Source organism: Microbacterium sp. UBA3486 (assembly GCF_002377845.1).
Taxonomy (GTDB): domain Bacteria; phylum Actinomycetota; class Actinomycetes; order Actinomycetales; family Microbacteriaceae; genus Microbacterium; species Microbacterium maritypicum_A.
Genome location: NZ_DFQP01000099.1, coordinates 88,221 through 104,444, shown reverse-complemented (window position 1 = coordinate 104,444; position 16,224 = coordinate 88,221). Strand labels below are relative to the sequence as shown.

Annotated in this window: 13 protein-coding genes; 5 read left to right on the top strand and 8 right to left on the bottom strand. The window is 69.6% G+C overall.

Translation table 11 applies throughout. The annotated features are described in order from the left end of the window. The first annotated feature begins 5 nt into the window (after positions 1-5). From ptsP to B2869_RS15640, 5 genes are all read left to right on the top strand, one after another. Complete coding sequence (gene ptsP / locus B2869_RS15660; RefSeq protein WP_292768566.1) at positions 6-1,826, top strand: phosphoenolpyruvate--protein phosphotransferase; 1,821 nt, start codon at positions 6-8, stop codon at positions 1,824-1,826. Between the two features lie 155 nt (positions 1,827-1,981). After that, entirely contained in the window at positions 1,982-3,271 is a 1,290-nt protein-coding gene (locus tag B2869_RS15655; RefSeq protein ID WP_292768548.1) for a hypothetical protein, read from the top strand. 135 nt (positions 3,272-3,406) lie between these two features. Further along, entirely contained in the window at positions 3,407-3,835 is a 429-nt protein-coding gene (gene paaI, locus B2869_RS15650; RefSeq protein ID WP_021198799.1) for a hydroxyphenylacetyl-CoA thioesterase PaaI, read from the top strand. A 21-nt stretch (positions 3,836-3,856) separates the two neighbouring features. Beyond that, positions 3,857-5,182, top strand: coding sequence for a phenylacetate--CoA ligase PaaK (paaK, locus tag B2869_RS15645; RefSeq protein ID WP_373695374.1), 1,326 nt, complete (start codon positions 3,857-3,859; stop codon positions 5,180-5,182). Positions 5,183-5,258: 76 nt separating this feature from the next. Beyond that, the gene (locus tag B2869_RS15640; protein WP_021198797.1) at positions 5,259-5,900 is read left to right on the top strand and encodes a TetR/AcrR family transcriptional regulator; all 642 of its coding nucleotides are present in this window, start codon (positions 5,259-5,261) and stop codon (positions 5,898-5,900) included. A gap of 31 nt (positions 5,901-5,931) precedes the next feature. Here the strand turns inward: B2869_RS15640 and paaZ are convergent, their stop codons facing one another. From paaZ to B2869_RS15600, 8 genes are all read right to left on the bottom strand, one after another. Further along, a complete protein-coding gene (gene paaZ, locus B2869_RS15635; protein WP_292768560.1) occupies positions 5,932-8,013 on the bottom strand; it encodes a phenylacetic acid degradation bifunctional protein PaaZ in 2,082 nt (693 codons plus the stop codon). Between the two features lie 56 nt (positions 8,014-8,069). Then, a complete protein-coding gene (locus B2869_RS15630) occupies positions 8,070-8,939 on the bottom strand; it encodes a 3-hydroxyacyl-CoA dehydrogenase family protein (RefSeq protein WP_292768543.1) in 870 nt (289 codons plus the stop codon). Then, positions 8,936-9,691 (bottom strand): enoyl-CoA hydratase/isomerase family protein, encoded by a 756-nt coding sequence (locus B2869_RS15625; RefSeq protein ID WP_029260513.1) that lies wholly within the window; start codon positions 9,689-9,691, stop codon positions 8,936-8,938. The genes B2869_RS15630 and B2869_RS15625 overlap by 4 nt, the downstream gene beginning before the upstream one ends. Beyond that, positions 9,691-10,896, bottom strand: a complete 1,206-nt coding sequence (locus B2869_RS15620) for a thiolase family protein (protein ID WP_292768540.1) — start codon at positions 10,894-10,896, stop codon at positions 9,691-9,693. The genes B2869_RS15625 and B2869_RS15620 overlap by 1 nt, the downstream gene beginning before the upstream one ends. Before the next feature lie 148 nt (positions 10,897-11,044). Next, positions 11,045-12,364: an MFS transporter gene (locus tag B2869_RS15615; RefSeq protein ID WP_292768537.1), complete on the bottom strand. Its 1,320-nt coding sequence runs from the start codon at positions 12,362-12,364 to the stop codon at positions 11,045-11,047. 136 nt (positions 12,365-12,500) lie between these two features. Then, positions 12,501-13,967 carry a dihydrolipoamide acetyltransferase family protein gene (locus B2869_RS15610; protein ID WP_292768534.1) on the bottom strand — a complete coding sequence of 489 codons (1,467 nt, stop codon included), beginning with the start codon at positions 13,965-13,967 and terminating at the stop codon, positions 12,501-12,503. Beyond that, positions 13,964-14,992 (bottom strand): alpha-ketoacid dehydrogenase subunit beta, encoded by a 1,029-nt coding sequence (locus B2869_RS15605; RefSeq protein WP_051667895.1) that lies wholly within the window; start codon positions 14,990-14,992, stop codon positions 13,964-13,966. The genes B2869_RS15610 and B2869_RS15605 overlap by 4 nt, the downstream gene beginning before the upstream one ends. After that, on the bottom strand, positions 14,989-16,137 hold the full coding sequence (locus B2869_RS15600) for a thiamine pyrophosphate-dependent enzyme (protein WP_292768558.1): 1,149 nt from the start codon (positions 16,135-16,137) through the stop codon (positions 14,989-14,991). Before B2869_RS15600 ends, B2869_RS15605 begins: the two co-directional genes overlap by 4 nt. Positions 16,138-16,224: the final 87 nt, after the last annotated feature.

Genomic DNA, 16,224 nt, shown 5'->3' with positions numbered 1-16,224 from the left:
AGGCACTGGATCGGCTGGTCGCTCTGTTCGACGACGGGTTCGGCGAGGGGACGGAGCAGGCACCACCCGAGACGGCGGTCGCACCGCCTTCCGGGGTGTCCGGAGCCGCAGAGGCATCCGCGGTCGATGCGCCGTCGTCGCGGGAGCGGGAGCCCGCGCGTGCGGTCCCGCCCGGCACGGTGCTTCGCGGACGAGGAGTGAGCTCCGGCCGTGTCGCCGCGCCCGTGGTCCACCTCGCGCCCCCGCTTCCCGAGCCCGACCCGACCACGGTCGTCCCCGAGGCCGACCGGGACTCCGAGGTCTCCGCGATCGAGTGGGCGGCCGTCGCCGTGGCCGATCAGCTCCGCTCGCGCACCGCGCAGGCGACGGGGGAGACCAGGGCGATCCTCGACGCTTCCCGGCTTCTGGCGTCCGATCCGGAGCTGGTGTCCGAGGCCACGGCGCTCGTGCGATCGAAGGGACGCAGTGCGGCCCGTGCGGTCTGGGAGACGGCTGTCGTCCATGAGAAGGCGCTCGCCGCGCTGGGAGGGCGGATGGCCGAGCGCATCGCCGACATCCGTGACGTGCGCGACCGGATCATCGCCGAGATCCTCCAGGTCGACATGCCGGGCGTGCCCGAGCGCGATGAGCCCTTCGTGCTGGTGGCGACGGATCTCGCCCCCGCCGATACCGCGCTGCTCGCCGGCGGAGGATGCATCGCCCTCGTCACCGCGCAGGGCGGGCCGACCTCGCACACCGCCATCATCGCGCGCTCCCTCGGTCTTCCGGCCGTGGTCGGCCTCGCGGACGCGGAAGCGATCCCGACCGGAGCCACGGTGCTCGTCGACGGTGACCGGGGAACGGTCGAGGTCGAGCCTGCGCCGTCCCGCGTCGCCGAGGCGCGAGCGTCGGCCACGGTCGTCGAATTCGACGGGGCAGGCGCGCTCTCCGACGGGCAGCGCGTCCTGCTCCTCGCGAACGTCGGGGGAGCGGCGGACGCGACGAACGCGGCTTCGGCCCAGGCGGAGGGCATCGGCCTCTTCCGCACGGAGTTCTGCTTTCTCGATCGCACGGACGCCCCGAGCGTCGACGAGCAGATCGCCGCCTATCGAGGAGTGCTGGCGGCCTTCCCCGGACGCAAGGTCGTGGTGCGCACCCTCGACGCCGGCAGCGACAAGCCGCTGCCCTTCGCCAACACGGACCGCGAGGACAACCCGGCGCTCGGGGTCCGCGGTCTGCGGATCGCCAGACGTCGGCCGCAGCTTCTCGACGACCAACTGCGGGCTCTCGCACGGGCCGCCGCCGAGGAGGAGGCCGTGGTCGAGGTGATGGCGCCGATGGTCGCGACGGTCGATGAGGCCGCGGAGTTCGCCGACCGGTGCCGGGCGGCGGGGCTGGAGCGGGTCGGCATCATGATCGAGACCCCGTCGGCGGCTCTGCTCGCGGCCGAACTCTTCGAGGTCGTCGACTTCGTGAGCCTGGGTACCAACGACCTCGCGCAGTACACGATGGCGGCCGACCGACTGCTCAGCGAGTTGGGGGATCTGAACGATCCGTGGCAGCCCGCGGTGCTTCGTCTCATCGCCGCCGTCGGCGAGGCGGGCCGTGCGGTCGGCAAGCCGGTGGGGGTGTGCGGCGAAGCCGGCGGTGACCCGGCACTTGCTCCCGTGCTGGTCGGACTGGGCGTGACCTCGCTATCGATGGCTCCACGGTCGCTGGGTCGGGTGGCAGCGAAGCTGAGCGAGCTGTCCTCGGTGGAGTGCGCACGGGCCGCAGCCGCCGCGGTCGACGCTCCTTCGGCCGATGCGGCACGTGCGGCTGCGGCCGCCGCACTCGTCGACGGGTGAGCGAACCGGGTCAGCCCGCACCATATGCGGGCAGCGGCATACTCTCCGTTTCATTCTGATATCGACATGCGTGCTCCGTGACGCTGTGGCGGGGCGGCCCTTAAGCTCAGGGGAGAGGGGGGCCGAGTGGCCACCCACGAGCAATCGGAGGGCTCATGTCCGCGCTGCGGTCCTTTTCGCGATCAACTCTCGGGCTGCTGGCCGTGGGGGCCGTCGTGGCCCTGTCCGGATGCACCCCGGCTCCTCAGACGACACCGAAACCGACCCCGTCGCCGGTCGAATCGGCACCGGAGCCCTATGCCGGCCCCGCGGTCTTCGTCGGCGACGAGCTCGACTGGTTCCTGCCGAGCGCGGAGGATATCGCGAGGATCCTGCCCGACGTCGGTGAGGTCGGCACGCCGACACCGTCACTGATCCAGGTCGCCGACGGCGGTGGTCCCGACCTCTCGCCGGCGATCTGCAACTCGTTGGTGTATGAACCTTCCCTGACGTCGATCGGTGCACGCTCCGTCACCTGGTCCAGCGCTGTGCCGGAGCAGAGGGACGGGTGGCTGCATGTGCTCCAGTTCGCCGACGAGGCGGCGGCGCAGGGGCTCATGGACACGTACGTCGACGCCGTTCAGCAGTGCGCGCAGTTCGCGTACGGGGGCGGCGCGTCGACGTTCGATTCGACCACGGCGGAGTCCGAGGACGGAGTTCGAGCCGTCGCGGGGTCGCTGGTGATCGATGACGGCTTCGGCGGCGGACACCGTCTCTACCAGGGGTATGCCTCGGTCGGCAATGTGCTCGTGAACTTCTGGCAGCCGTTCTCCGGTGAAGCCGCCTTCGACAGTGCGCAGGCCGCGTCCTTCCTTCGGGACCAGGCTTCCGCCGCCCAGAAGCGGCTGGTCGAGGAGCTGACCGCGAATCCGCCGGAGGCCCCTGCCTCCCCGCCCGCGGTCGACCCCGGAGCCGCGTGGAGCACGTGGGACGTGACCGTCGAGGGTATCGGACCGATCGTCCTCGGAACCGAGCTCGACGACGCCATCGCGGCGGTGCCGGGAGCGGAGGTCATCCGGTCGGAGTGGGCGGGCGGGCAGACCCGGATCGTCAGTCCCGACGGGGCTGCGTCGTTGCTTCTCTGGACGGACGACGGCGCCACCGTGGTGGTCGCCGCCTCGGTCGGCTTCGCCAACGTCGCGGATGAGCCGCATGAGGACCCGGCTGCGCTGCCGGCGGCAGGCGATGTGAGGATCGGGGACACCGTGGCCGAAGCCATGAGCGCGTTCCCGGGCGGGACATCGATCAGGATCGTGTCGTCGGGGGAGTACCTGTACCAGTGGACGACTCGCGAGGGAGAGGCGATCCGGTTCCGCGTCGATCGCGACGCCGCGGACCCGGATGCCGTGATCACCGGAATCCTGACGGAGGACGCGACGCTGCGCCGGCTCCCCGACTTCGGCTGAGCTTCACCCGCGGGGGCGGGGCGCTCGGAAGGCTCGGCGGGGCTTCCGTTTGACTAACTGAACGATCGGTCGGTTAGTATGAGCGGATCGGGTGCTGCAGGTGCGCATCCGACCCGCTCGACGAGGAGGTCGACGATGACGGAAGCGACGACGCAGACGCCGGATGCCGTGCGCCCGAATCGAGCCATGATGGAACGTGACCGCGCATCGGCCGCACTGGGGCTCGTCGTCGAACGCGACGATCCGGGCCATGCGATCGTGTCGATGCGCGTGCGGGATGACATGACGAACGGCTTCCACATCACGCACGGCGGCTTCGTGTTCGCCCTCGCCGACACCGCCTTCGCGATCGCGTGCAACGAGGACGACCGGGTGACGGTCGCGGCGGGTGCGGACATCTCCTTTCTCAAGTCGACCGTGTCCGGCCAGACGCTCACCGCGACGGCGGTCCGACGGACGCGCACGGGCCGCTCCGGCATCTATGACGTGAGCGTGGTCGACGAGCAGGGTGAGCCCGTCGCCGAGTTCCGCGGACGCTCCCGCACCACCAACCAGACCCTCTGATCCCCACCTCCGGAGCCCCTCGTGTCGACGACGACCGCAACGCCCTCCCGTGTCCGCCCTCCCGCAGCCGACGAGCTCGACGCCGAAGAGCGTATGAGTCGCGAGGAGATCGCGGCTCTCCAGCTCGAACGGCTTCAGCAGACCGTTCGCCATGCGTACGTGAACGTGCCTCTCTACACGCGCAAGTTCGATGACGCGGGCGTTCATCCGGATGACGTCCGCACTCTGGATGACGTGCAGCGGCTGCCGTTCACGACCAAGGCGGATCTGCGCGAGACCTATCCGTTCGGGATGTTCGCGGTGCCGATGTCCGACGTCGCCCGCATCCACGCATCCAGCGGCACCACGGGCCGGCCGACGGTCGTCGGCTACACGAGGGGCGATCTCGACCGGTGGGCTTCTCTGGTGGCGCGTTCGCTGCGGGCGAGTGGCATCCGCGCCGGCATGAAGGTGCACAACGCCTACGGATACGGACTGTTCACGGGGGGACTCGGCGCGCACGCGGGCATCGAAGCGCTCGGTGCGACCGTCATCCCGATGTCCGGTGGCCAGACGGCCCGTCAGGTGCAGCTGATCCTCGATTTCGAGCCGGATGCGATTCTGTGCACTCCGAGCTATCTGCTCACGATCGCCGACGCGATGGCAGCGCAGGGGGTCGACCCGCGCTCCACGTCGTTGAAGGTTGCTGTCCTGGGGGCCGAGCCGTGGTCGAACGAGATGCGCCACGAGCTCGAACAGCGGCTGGGAATCGATGCTCTGGACATCTACGGACTCAGCGAGGTCATGGGGCCCGGGGTGGGCAATGAATGCCTCGAGACGAAGGACGGCCCGCATCTGTGGGAGGACCACTTCCTGCCGGAGATCATCGACGGCGAGAGCGGGGCGGTGCTGCCGGACGGGGAGCTCGGCGAACTCGTGTTCACCTCGCTGACGAAGGAGGCCTTCCCCGTGATCCGCTATCGCACCCGCGACCTCACCCGTCTGCTGCCGGGGACCGCGCGTCCGGGGATGCGCCGCATGGAGAAGATCACGGGCCGCAACGACGACATGATCATTTTGCGCGGGGTGAACCTGTTCCCCACTCAGATCGAGGAGCTGGTGCTGGGGATCGAACAGCTGACGCCGCACTTCATTCTCGAGCTGTCGAAGGACGGCCGGATGGACACGTTGAAAGTGCGGATCGAACGCCACCCCGACCTGTCCGTCGAGACCTGCCAGAGTGCCGCGGAGGTGCTCGCGCAGCGCATCAAGATCTTCGTCGGGTCGACGGTCGCCGTCCAGCTGGAGGAGCCGGCGACGCTGCCGCGAAGCGAGGGGAAGTACAAGCGGGTGTACGACCTGCGGTGACGACGGACGACACCCGGATCGCCTCGCGGCCGGCGATCCGGCCTGTGCGGCTGATCGGGTGCGAGACTGTGGGGTGATGTCCGAGATGCAGAGCACACGACGCGGCCGCCCCGGTTACGACCAGCAGGGGATCCTCGGCGTCGCCGTCGCCGCCTTCAACGAGCACGGGTACGACGCGACGTCGATCGGCATGCTCGCCGAGCGGCTCGGCCTGTCGAAGTCGGCGATCTATCACCACTTCGGATCGAAGGATGAGATCCTCGACCTCGCGCTCGACGCGGCGCTCAGCGGCCTGGAAGCCGTGGTCGAGAACCCGCTTCCGGAATCGGAGGATGGACCGGAGGCATCGAACGCGGTGGACCGCCTCGAGCATGTGCTGCGCGGTGCCGTCCGTGTGCTCGTGGAGCAGCTGCCGGCCGTGACGCTGCTGCTGCGCGTACGGGGAAACACCGACGTGGAGCGCAAGGCGCTGATCCGCCGTCGGGCGTTCGACCGTCGGATCACCGCGCTGGTGTCGGAGGCGCAGAGCGAGGGCGCGTTGCGTGCCGACATCGATGCGAGCGTGGTCGCGCGTCTCGTGTTCGGGATGATCAACTCGATCGTCGAGTGGTACCGGCCCGGGGGGCGCGAGGGCGCCGACCGTCTCGCCGACGACGTGGTCGCGATCGCCCTCGACGGGCTGCGAACGAACGACGACGCCGGAGTCCCTGCCGTCTGACCGGGATCCGGCGGTCGTTGCGACGCCGCCGTCAGACCTGCGCCTTCTCCTTCGCGACCAGCGTGAGCACATCGTAGGTGGCCACGATGTCGTCGTGCTGGTTCTTCAGCACGGCATCCCAGCGCACCTCCCCGTACTCGTCGGTCTCCCGCGGAGTGATCTGCTTGGCGGTGAGCTCGACGCGGATGTCGTCGCCAGGGGAGACCGGCGTCACGAACCGCAGGTTCTCGAGCCCGGAGTTGGCGAGCACGGGGCCGGGTGCCGGGTCGACGAAGAGCCCCGCAGCCCACGACACCAGCAGATAGCCGTGGGCGACGCGTCCCGGGAAGAACGGGTTCGCGGAGGCGGCGGTCTCATCCATGTGGGCGTAGAACGTGTCGCCGGTGAACGCAGCGAACGTCTCGATGTCCTCGAGGGTGACGGTGCGGGAACCGCTCGCCACCTGGTCGCCCACGTGCAGCTCGGCGAGCGACTTGCGGAAGGGATGCACGCCGTCGCTCTGCTCGTACGGGCGCGACGTCGCGCCCTGATGCCAGACACCGGTGAGCGCCGTCATCATCTCCGGCGACCCCTGCACGGCCGTGCGCTGCATGTGGTGCAGCACGGCGCGGATGCCGCCGAGCTCCTCGCCTCCGCCCGCGCGGCCGGGACCGCCGTGCACGAGGTTCGGGAGCGGGGAGCCGTGCCCGGTCGAGCTGCGCGCATCATCGCGATCGAGGAAGAGCACGCGCCCGTTGTATGCGGCCATCCCGGTGGCGAGTGCGACCGCGACCTCGGGGTCGTGCGTGGCCACACTCGTCACGAGCGACCCTCCGCCCCGGGCCACGAGGGCGCTCGCCTCATCGAGGGTGCGGTAGCCGACGATGCTCGACACCGGGCCGAACGCCTCGATCTCATTGACCGCCTCGCTTTCCGGGTCGGGGAACCGCAGCAGCATCGGCGCCACGAACGCACCGTCGGGAGCCGGCCCTTCGCTGCCGTCGCCGTGCCGGACGGTCGGTGCATCGGTCGTGCCGATCACGAGCTCTCCGCCGCCGGCCTGCAGGCGGTCGACCTGACGCAGCACCTCCTCGCGCTGCGCGATCGAGGCGAGTGGACCCATCGTCACGCCCTCGGCGCGGGGGTCGCCGAGGACGACACGTGTCGAGAGGCGTTCCCGGACTGCGGCGATGACATCGTCGACGGCAGTCGTCGGCACGATCGCGCGGCGGATCGCCGTGCACTTCTGGCCGGCCTTGGTGGTCATCTCGGCGACGAGCTGCTTGACGTACGCGTCGAACTCCGGGGTGCCGGAGACGGCATCCGTTCCGAGGATCGAGGCGTTGATCGAATCGGTCTCGCTCGTGAAGCGCACACCTCCCGTCTGCACGGAATCGTGAGCGCGCAGCTGCTCGGCCGTCGATGCCGAACCGGTGAAGGCCACGAGGTCGCCCAGCCGCAGCTCGTCGAAGAGACCGGGCACGCTGCCCGACACGAGCTGCAGCGAGCCGTCGGGAAGGAGCCCCGACTCCACCATCACGCGCACCATGGCTTCGGCGAGGTACCCGGTGGGGGTGGCGGGTTTCACCAGGGTCGGGACGCCGGCGAGGAACGCGGGCGCGAACTTCTCGAGCGATCCCCAGACCGGGAAGTTGAAGGCGTTGATCTGCACGGCGACGCCGCGCAGCCGCGTGTAGATGTGGCGGCCGAGGAAGGAGCCGTCCTTGGACAGGTTCTCCACGCCTCCGTCGACGTACACCTTCGCGTTCGGCAGCTCGCGTCGGCCTTTGCTCGAGTACGCGAACAGCACGCCGATCCCGCCGTCGATGTCCACCCAGGAATCCTGCGCCGTGGCACCGGTGCGGCTGGAGAGCTCGTACAGCTCGGCCTTGCGCGCGGTGAGGGCGAGGGCGAGCTGCTTGAGTCGCACGGCACGCTGATGGAAGGTGAGTTCTCCCAGCGATGCCTGCCCCACGGTGCGGGCGTGCTCGAGGGCGGCGCCCAGATCGAGTCCGTCGGTCGAGACGCGGGCCACGACCTCACCCGTCGACGCATCCCGGACCTCGGTGTTCTTCGCGTCGGACGGCGGCGTCCACCACTCTCCCTGGACGTAGCTGGGGAGGATCCCGGTCATCTCTGTTCCTTTCATGTGGGTTCCTTTCATGCGGGTTCCCTTCATGAGGGTTCCCTTCATGAGGCGTCCCATTCGTAGAAGCCGCGTCCGCTCTTGCGGCCGAGGTGCCCCTCGGCGACCAGTCGACGCAGCAGGGCGGGAGGTTCGAAGCGCTCGCCCAGATGCGCGGCGAGGTACTCGGCGATGCCGAGCCGCACGTCGAGGCCGACGATGTCGGTGAGCCGGAGCGGACCGACCGGGTGCTTGTATCCGAGCGTCATCGCGGCGTCGATGTCCTCGGCGGAGGCGACGCCTTCCTCGAGCATGCGGATCGCCTCGAGGCCGACGGCGACGCCGAGTCGGGAGGACGCGAATCCGGGGGCATCTGCCACCACGATCGGCGTCTTGCCCAGCGCCTCCACCCAGATGCGGGCGGAATCGACGAGCGGGGGAGCCGTGGTCGCACCCCGCACGATCTCGACGAGCGCGGAGGCCGGCACGGGGTTGAAGAAGTGCATGCCGAGGAAACGTGAGGGGTGATCGAGCACGGCGGCCAGCTCATCGATAGAGATGGAGGAGGTGTTCGAGGCGATCGCCGCGTCGGGCGTGATCGCCGCCTCGACGCGTCGGAGCGCATCGATCTTGAGGGCGAGGTCTTCCGGCACCGCCTCGACGACGAGCGCGCACGACGCGAACAGCGCCGTATCCGTGCCCGTGGCGAGACGCTCCCGGTACCGGTCGACGGATTCGCCCGCCGTGCCTCTGGCGATCGAGGAGTCGACGGATTCGAGCACGCGGGCCGATGCCGATCTGGCCGCATCGGCATCGCGTTCGACGACGGTGACGCGGGAGCCTGCCAGCAGGAATGCGTGGGCGATCCCGGCGCCCATGCGTCCGCCGCCGAGCACCCCCACGTGTCGCGGGGCCGGGGAACTGCTCTCGGTCATCGGTCTCTCCGCTCCAGGAAGTCGGTCATCCGCCGGAACTTCTCCGGACTCTCGAAGAGCTCGGCCTGCGCTTCCAGGTCGACGGCGGGGTGGTGGTCGCGCGGCGCGCGGAAGACACGCTTGGTCGCGATGGTGGCTGCCCGGTCGTTGCGGGCGATGCGATCGACGAGGGCATGGGCGGCGGGCAGAAGCTCCGCGGTCTCATGGATCGCCGATACGAGACCGATGCGCAGCGCCTCATCGGCCTTCACGGTGCGACCGGTGAGCAGCAGCTCGATGGCCCTGGCGTCTCCGATGATCTCCTTCAGGCGCCACCCTGCCCCCGCTGCGGCGAGGATGCCCAGCCCGGTCTCGGGGTTGCCGATGGCGAGCGATGGCGTGGCGATGCGGATGTCCGCGGCATAGGCGAGTTCGGCTCCTCCACCGAGGGCGTACCCGTCGATCGCGGCGATGACCGGCATCGGCAGCTCGGCGAGCCGGATGAACGCGTGGGCGTTGATCCCACGAAGCGCATCGGCCGCACGGCGCTCGCGCAGCTCGGCGATGTCGGCGCCCGCGGCGAACACTCCTCCGGCCCCGGTGAGGATCAGCGGGCGCGGCACGGCTTCGAGTTCGGCGCACAGCACGTGGATCGCGTCGATCGTGGCCTGGTCGATCGCGTTGCGCTTGTGCGGTCGGTGGAGCGTCGCCACCACGCGGTCGTCGTGACGCTCGACGACGAGCGGTCCGCTGTCGAGGGGGCCGGCGGCCATCAGACCTTCTCCACGATCACGGCTGCGCCCTGCCCCACGCCGACGCACATGGTGGCGAGTCCGTATCGAGAGCCTTCGCGCTCCATGCGGCCGAGGAGGGTGACGAGCAGACGGGATCCGGAGGAGCCGAGCGGGTGGCCGAGGGCGATGGCTCCGCCGTCGGCATTCACGCGCGACTCGTCGAGTCCGAGTCTTCTGATGCAGGCGATGGATTGCGTGGCGAACGCCTCGTTGAGCTCGATCGAGCCGATGTCGTCGATGGAGAGCCCGGATCGACGCAGCGCCTTCTGTGTCGCAGGAACCGGGCCGAGGCCCATGACCTCGGGAGCCAGGCCCGCACTGGTGCCGGCCACGATACGTGCCCGCGGCACCAGTCCGTAGCGCTCGACGGCTTCCGCGCTCGCCACGACGATCGCGGAAGCACCGTCGTTGAGGGCGCTGGAGTTGCCGGCGGTGACGACCTGACCGCCGGCCACGACGGGACGCAGGCGCGCAAGTCCCTCGAGGGTCGTCTCCGGACGGGGGCCCTCGTCCGCGCGGACCTCCGCACCGGCGCTGACGGCGGCGTCGACGGGGACGCCGACGATCTCCGCCTCGAAGCGTCGGTCGGCGACCGCCGCGGCGGCGCGCTGCTGCGATCGCAGTGCGAACGCATCCGCTTCTTCGCGGGTGATGCCGTCGACGCGAGCGACCTCCTCTGCAGTCTCCGGCATCGTGAACGTCGCCTTCTCTCGTGCGAGCAGGCGGGGGTTCGGGAATCTCCAGCCGATCGAGGTGTCGAAGGCAGCGCCCGGCTTCGCCCAGGCCTTCTCCGGTTTGGCCTGCACCCAGGGGGCGCGTGTCATCGACTCGACGCCGCCGGCGACGATGAGGTCGGCATCACCGGCGCGGATGGCCTGCGCTGCCATCGTGACGGCCGACATCCCCGAGGCGCACAGCCGGTTGACCGTGATGCCGGGCACGGTGTCGGGGAGGCCCGCGAGCAGGACGGCCATCCGGGCGACGTTGCGGTTGTCTTCCCCGGCCTGGTTGGCCGCACCGAGGATCACCTCGTCGATCTCCGCCTGCAGGGGGTCGATCCCCGCGCGCCGCACCGCTTCGCGCACGACGATCGATGCGAGGTCGTCGGGGCGCACGGAGGCGAGGGCGCCGCCGTAGCGTCCGACCGGGGTGCGTACGCCTCCGACGAGATATGCCTCGGTCATGCGGAACTCCTGACTTCGTTGTCTCGACGGCGACCGTCGTCCGGCTGATCGGTCTGTCCGGACGATCGGCCCGAATTACTGACCGATCGTCCGGTAATTATGGCACAGGCGCGGTGACCACCGCGATCCCGCGTCGTCGATCGGTTCGTCAGGTGTGCAGGTCCACGCCCTTCGTCTCTTTGACGAGCGAGACGCCGATGAGCGAGATCACGGCGGCCACCGCGATGTAGATGCCGATCGTCCATGCCGCGTGGAACTGGTTCATCAGAGCCTCGGCGATCATCGGTGCGAAGGCTCCGCCGAGGATGGCGCCGAGGGCGTACCCGATCGAGACGCCCGAATAGCGCACGTTCGCGGGGAACATCTCCGCGTAGAGGGCGGCCTGAGGGCCGTACGACAAACCGAGGGCGAACGTCATCACGAACAGCGCCACGAAGTACCAGAGGATGTTCGCGGTATCGATCAGGAACCACATCGGCACCGCCCAGAGCGCGAGCGCCACGTAGCCGATCTGGAAGGTGCGGATGCGGCCGAGTCGATCGGAGAGATGTCCGCCCCACAGGGTGAAGACGAGCCAGCCGAACGAGGCGAGCGTCGTCGCCAGCAGCACCGGCGGACGTTCCATGCCCAGCGTCGTGACGGCGTAGGTCGCGAAGAAGGCGATGAGCAGGTAGCCCGCCGCGTTGTTCGCGATGAAGATGATCGCGGTCAGGACGACCTGCTTGGTGTTCTGGCGGAACAGGCGGCTCAGCGGGGCGGAGGCCTCCTTGCGGCGACGTCGCAGATCCTCGAAGACCGGGCTCTCGTCGACCGCGCGACGGATCACGTAACCGACAGCGATGAGCACGATCGAGAGCAGGAACGGGATGCGCCACCCCCACTCGAGGAAGGCCTCGGGCGACATCGAGCTGGTGAGCACCCACAGTGTCGAGGTCGCGAGGATCATGCCGACAGGCACGCCGATCTGCGGAAAGGCACCGAAGAGCCCTCGTCGGTGGTTCGGTGCATGCTCGACTGCCATCAATGCCGCGCCGCCCCACTCGCCACCCGCGGAGAACCCCTGCACGATGCGGAGCAGGATGAGCAGGATGGGCGCGGCCACGCCGATGGCCGCGTACGTCGGCAGGAGACCGATCAGAGACGTGGACAGTCCCATCATGATGAGTGTGAGCACGAGCATCTTCTTGCGCCCGAGCTTGTCGCCGAGGTGGCCGGCGACGATCGCCCCCAGGGGGCGGAAGAGGAACGAGATGCCGATCGTGGCGAAGGAGAGCACCTGCGCGAAGCCGGGACTCTCCTCGGCGATGGGGGCGAGGAACAGGGGCGCGAGGACCAGCCCTGCGGCCTGGGCGTAGATGAAGAAGTCGTACCACTCGATCGACGTGCCGACGAGGGTGCCGGCGAGCACCCTCCGTTCTTCGGCGGGCATTCGTGCGGACGAGGTGCGGTCGGACACTGCTGACGTCATGCGAACTCCGTTGTTCTGCGATTCCGAGGGGAGAGGGCGATGAAGCACTCCGGTTATTCATGACCGAATGGTCGGTCAGTAATTGCCGAGCGTAGCGCATCGTCATCCGCGGAATCGAGAATTCAGGACTTCTCCGTCAGACCCTCCCGAACGCGCGCAGCGGATGCTCGATGAGCTCGGTCACCCGCCGCAGGAAGCCCGCGGCGTAGCCGCCGTCGCACACCCGGTGGTCGAACGCGAGGGAGAGCTGCACGATCCGGCGCGCCACGATCGCCCCCTCCACGACCCACGGTCGCTCGATGATCCGCCCGATGCCGAGGATCGCCACATCGGGGTGGTTGATGATCGCGGCCGATCCATCGACCCCGAGGCCGCCGTAGTTGTTGAGGGTGAACGTCGATCCCCGCAGGCGCTCCGGCGGCATCGTCCCGGCGCGGGCCGTGGTGGTGAGCTCGCGCAGCGCGGTGTCGAGCTGCGCGACGGTGAGGGCGTGCGCGCAGGGGACCACCGGAACCAGGAGCCCCCGTTCGGTGTCTGCCGCGATGCCGAGGTTGACGCCGTCGAACGAGATGATCTCGTCCCCGCTCTCGCTGAGGCGCGATGCGAGCACGGGATAGTCCTCGAGGGCCAGCAGCACGAAACGTGCGAGGAGCGCGGTCACCGACGGAGCCTTGCCACCCTCCGGTGCCATCTGCGAACGCAGGTCCCACAGCGCGGTGGCGTCGACGTCGACCCAGACAGTGGCTTCGGGGATCTCGGATCGGCTGCGGGTGAGCTTCGCGCTCACAGCCCGACGCAACGGCGACATCCGCTCGCGGGAGAGCACCCCGAGGCCGTCGACCGTCTCGGCGAGCGGGTGTCCGGGCGTGCCGACGCCTGCGGTGGAGCCGTCATGGTGCGCGGCGGCAGTGTCCACGGCAGCGTCGACGGCAGTGTCGACGGCGTTCTCGACGGCGGCCCGCAGCACGTCTGCGCGCGTCACGGCGCCGTCGGTGCCGGTCGCGGCGATCGAGTGCACGTCGAGACCGAGGTCCCGAGCGAGTCTGCGAACGAGCGGGGAGCGGACAGCGACAGGTCTGCGGTCGGCCGATCGCGACGGAGGAGGAGTCGCGGGGGTGCTCGGGGCGGAAGGGACCGCGGTCGGCGTGGGGGTCGATGCTGTCGCCGGTGACCGAGGCGCAGACACCGAGGCGGCTGACGGACGGCGTCGCCCCATGGTGGGACGCGCGGTGGTGCCGTAGCCGATGAGCACGTTCCCCGAACCCGCGCGCTCCTCTTCGCGGTAGGCCTCGTGCTCGGGCTGCGCCGGTTCGGCGGTGAGCGCGGCCGGAGACGGCAGGGAGTCCGCCACCTCGAGCACGGGGGCACCGACGTCGATCGTGTCGCCGGCGGTGCCGTGCAGTGCAGTGACGATGCCGGCGAACGGTGACGGCAGCTCGACGATGCTCTTCGCGGTCTCGACCTCGGCGATCGGCTGATCGGTCGTGATGGTGTCTCCCACGGACACGAGCCACTGCACGAGTCCGGCCTCGGTGAGGCCTTCGCCGAGGTCGGGCAGGAGGAACACCTGCGTGCCGGCGTGCGGCTTCAGCGGGGTGCTCATGCGTCGTCCTCCCAGTGCAGCGTGTCGATCGCGTCGAGCACGCGATCGACGTCGGGCAGGTACCAGTGCTCGAGCTTCGGCGGGGCATACGGAGTGTCGAAGCCGGTCACCCGTCGCACGGGAGCTGCGAGGTACTCGAAGCAGCGCTCGAAGACGCGAGCCTGGATCTCGGATGCGACGCTCACGTATCCCGGGGCCTCGGCGATGACCACGGCGCGGCCGGTCGACTTCACGGCGGCCGTCACCGTCGCATCGTCGAACGGCGAGAGCGAGCGCACGTCGACGACCTGCACGCTGCGCCCCTCGGCGGCGGCGACGTCGGCGACGTCGAGCGCGAGCGGAACCGATGACCCGTATGCCAGGAGCGTCACATCGGAACCCTCACGAGCGATTCGGGCCGTTCCGAGGTCGGCGGTGACCGAGGTGTCGACCTCGCCCTTGGCCCAGTAGAGCTTCTTCGGTTCGAGGAAGACCACCGGGTCGGGGGAGGCGATCGCCGCACGCAGCAGTGAGTAGGCATCCTGCGGAGTGGACGGGCTGACGACCGTGAGGCCGGGCGTGTGCGCGTAGTAGGCCTCGGACGAGTCGCAGTGATGCTCCACCCCGCCGATGCCGCCGCCGAAGGGGATGCGGATCACCAACGGCATCCGCATGCCGCCCCGGGTGCGGTTGCCGAGTTTGGCGACGTGGCTGACGACCTGCTCGAAGGCGGGGAGCGCGAACGCATCGAACTGCATCTCGACCACGGGACGAAGGCCGTTCATGGCCATGCCGACAGCGGTGCCGACGATGCCGGATTCCGCGAGCGGGGTGTCGAAGCAGCGCTCTTCGCCGAACCGGGCGGTGAGACCGTCGGTGATGCGGAAGACGCCGCCCAGCGCGCCCACGTCTTCGCCGAACACCACGACATCGGGATCGGACTCGATGGCATCGGCCAGGGCGCGGTTCAACGCGGCGGCCATCGTCATCGTCGTCACCGTGGCGGCTTCGCTCTCGGTGCGGGTGTCGTCCTGTGCGATCGTCATCGGCGTGCTCCGTTCATCGCGGCTCCGGCTCCGGCTCCGGCTCCGGCTCCGGCTCCGGCATCGGTGAGACGCGACCGTTCGATCTCGCCGCGCAGCAGGTCCCACTGCTCGTGGAGCTGAGAGGATCGGGTCTCGGTCACGAAGCGGAACAGGTCTTCGGGGTCGAGGTCGGCGTCGGTGTTCAACGCGGTCCGCATCGCTGCGGCGATCTCCTCGGCTCCCGAGGCGAAGCGCTCCTCGGTCGCGGTGTCGAGCGCGCCGGTGGCGGTCAGGTGCGCCCGAAGGCGCAGCAGCGGGTCACGGGCGATCCAGGCCTGCACCTCGTCGCGCTCCCGGTAGCGGGTGTCGTCGTCGGCGTTGGTGTGCGCCTGCATCCGATATGTGTGCGCCTCGACGAGGCTCGGCCCTCCGCCGGCGCGGGCGCGAGACATGGCCTCGTCGAGCACGGCGACCACGGCGGCGACGTCGTTGCCGTCGACCCGCTGCCCGGGCATCCCGTAGCCGATGGCCTTGTGGGCGAGCGAGGGGGCGGCCGTCTGGCGAGAGAGCGGGACCGAGATCGCGAACTCGTTGTTCTGCACGAAGAAGACCACGGGGACGTGGAACACCGCGGCGAAGTTCATGGCTTCGTGGAAGTCGCCCTCACTGGTGGCGCCGTCGCCGCAGAGCGCGAGGACGACCGTGTCCTCGCCCCGATGCTTCGCCGCCTGGGCGAAGCCGACGGCGTGCAGCAGCTGGGTGGCGAGCGGAGTGGCCTGCGGGGCGACGCGGTGTGCGCGCACGTCGTACCCCGAATGCCAGTCGCCCTTGAGGAGCACCATCGCATCGGCGGGGTCGACACCGCGCGCGATGACGGCGACCGAGTCGCGATAGGTGGGGAACAGCCAATCCGTGGCGCCGAGCGACATGGCGGCACCGACCTGGCAGGCTTCCTGCCCGTGCGATGACGGATAGACGGCGAGGCGGCCCTGGCGCACGAGGGCTCCGGCCTGATCGTTGATGCGCCGGCCCTCGACGAGGCCGCGGTACGCCGCGAGCAGGGTGTCCGGATCCGGGAGCGCATACCGCTCGTCGGCGACGGCCGTTCCGTCGTCGTCGATCAGTTGCACCGCGGTGTCGCGCGGGAGCAGGTCGGTGTGCAGCATGCGTTCGCCCTCCTTGCCGAACTCGATGAGGACAGCATGCCTGTGGGGTGTCACTCATCCAAGATCTTTTGCGGAATCGTGGATGAA

What these genes read in the sequence shown, in the direction of transcription:
- B2869_RS15640 (WP_021198797.1), top strand. Translation starts at nt 5,259, where the DNA reads ATGTCCGAGATGCAGAGCACACGACGCGGCCGCCCCGGTTACGACCAG.
- B2869_RS15615 (WP_292768537.1), bottom strand. Translation starts at nt 12,364, where the DNA reads ATGACGTCAGCAGTGTCCGACCGCACCTCGTCCGCACGAATGCCCGCC.
- B2869_RS15620 (WP_292768540.1), bottom strand. Translation starts at nt 10,896, where the DNA reads ATGACCGAGGCATATCTCGTCGGAGGCGTACGCACCCCGGTCGGACGC.
- B2869_RS15630 (WP_292768543.1), bottom strand. Translation starts at nt 8,939, where the DNA reads ATGACCGAGAGCAGTTCCCCGGCCCCGCGACACGTGGGGGTGCTCGGC.
- B2869_RS15610 (WP_292768534.1), bottom strand. Translation starts at nt 13,967, where the DNA reads ATGAGCACCCCGCTGAAGCCGCACGCCGGCACGCAGGTGTTCCTCCTG.
- paaZ (WP_292768560.1), bottom strand. Translation starts at nt 8,013, where the DNA reads ATGACCGGGATCCTCCCCAGCTACGTCCAGGGAGAGTGGTGGACGCCG.
- B2869_RS15625 (WP_029260513.1), bottom strand. Translation starts at nt 9,691, where the DNA reads ATGGCCGCCGGCCCCCTCGACAGCGGACCGCTCGTCGTCGAGCGTCAC.
- paaI (WP_021198799.1), top strand. Translation starts at nt 3,407, where the DNA reads ATGACGGAAGCGACGACGCAGACGCCGGATGCCGTGCGCCCGAATCGA.
- B2869_RS15605 (WP_051667895.1), bottom strand. Translation starts at nt 14,992, where the DNA reads ATGACGATCGCACAGGACGACACCCGCACCGAGAGCGAAGCCGCCACG.
- B2869_RS15600 (WP_292768558.1), bottom strand. Translation starts at nt 16,137, where the DNA reads ATGCTGCACACCGACCTGCTCCCGCGCGACACCGCGGTGCAACTGATC.
- B2869_RS15655 (WP_292768548.1), top strand. Translation starts at nt 1,982, where the DNA reads ATGTCCGCGCTGCGGTCCTTTTCGCGATCAACTCTCGGGCTGCTGGCC.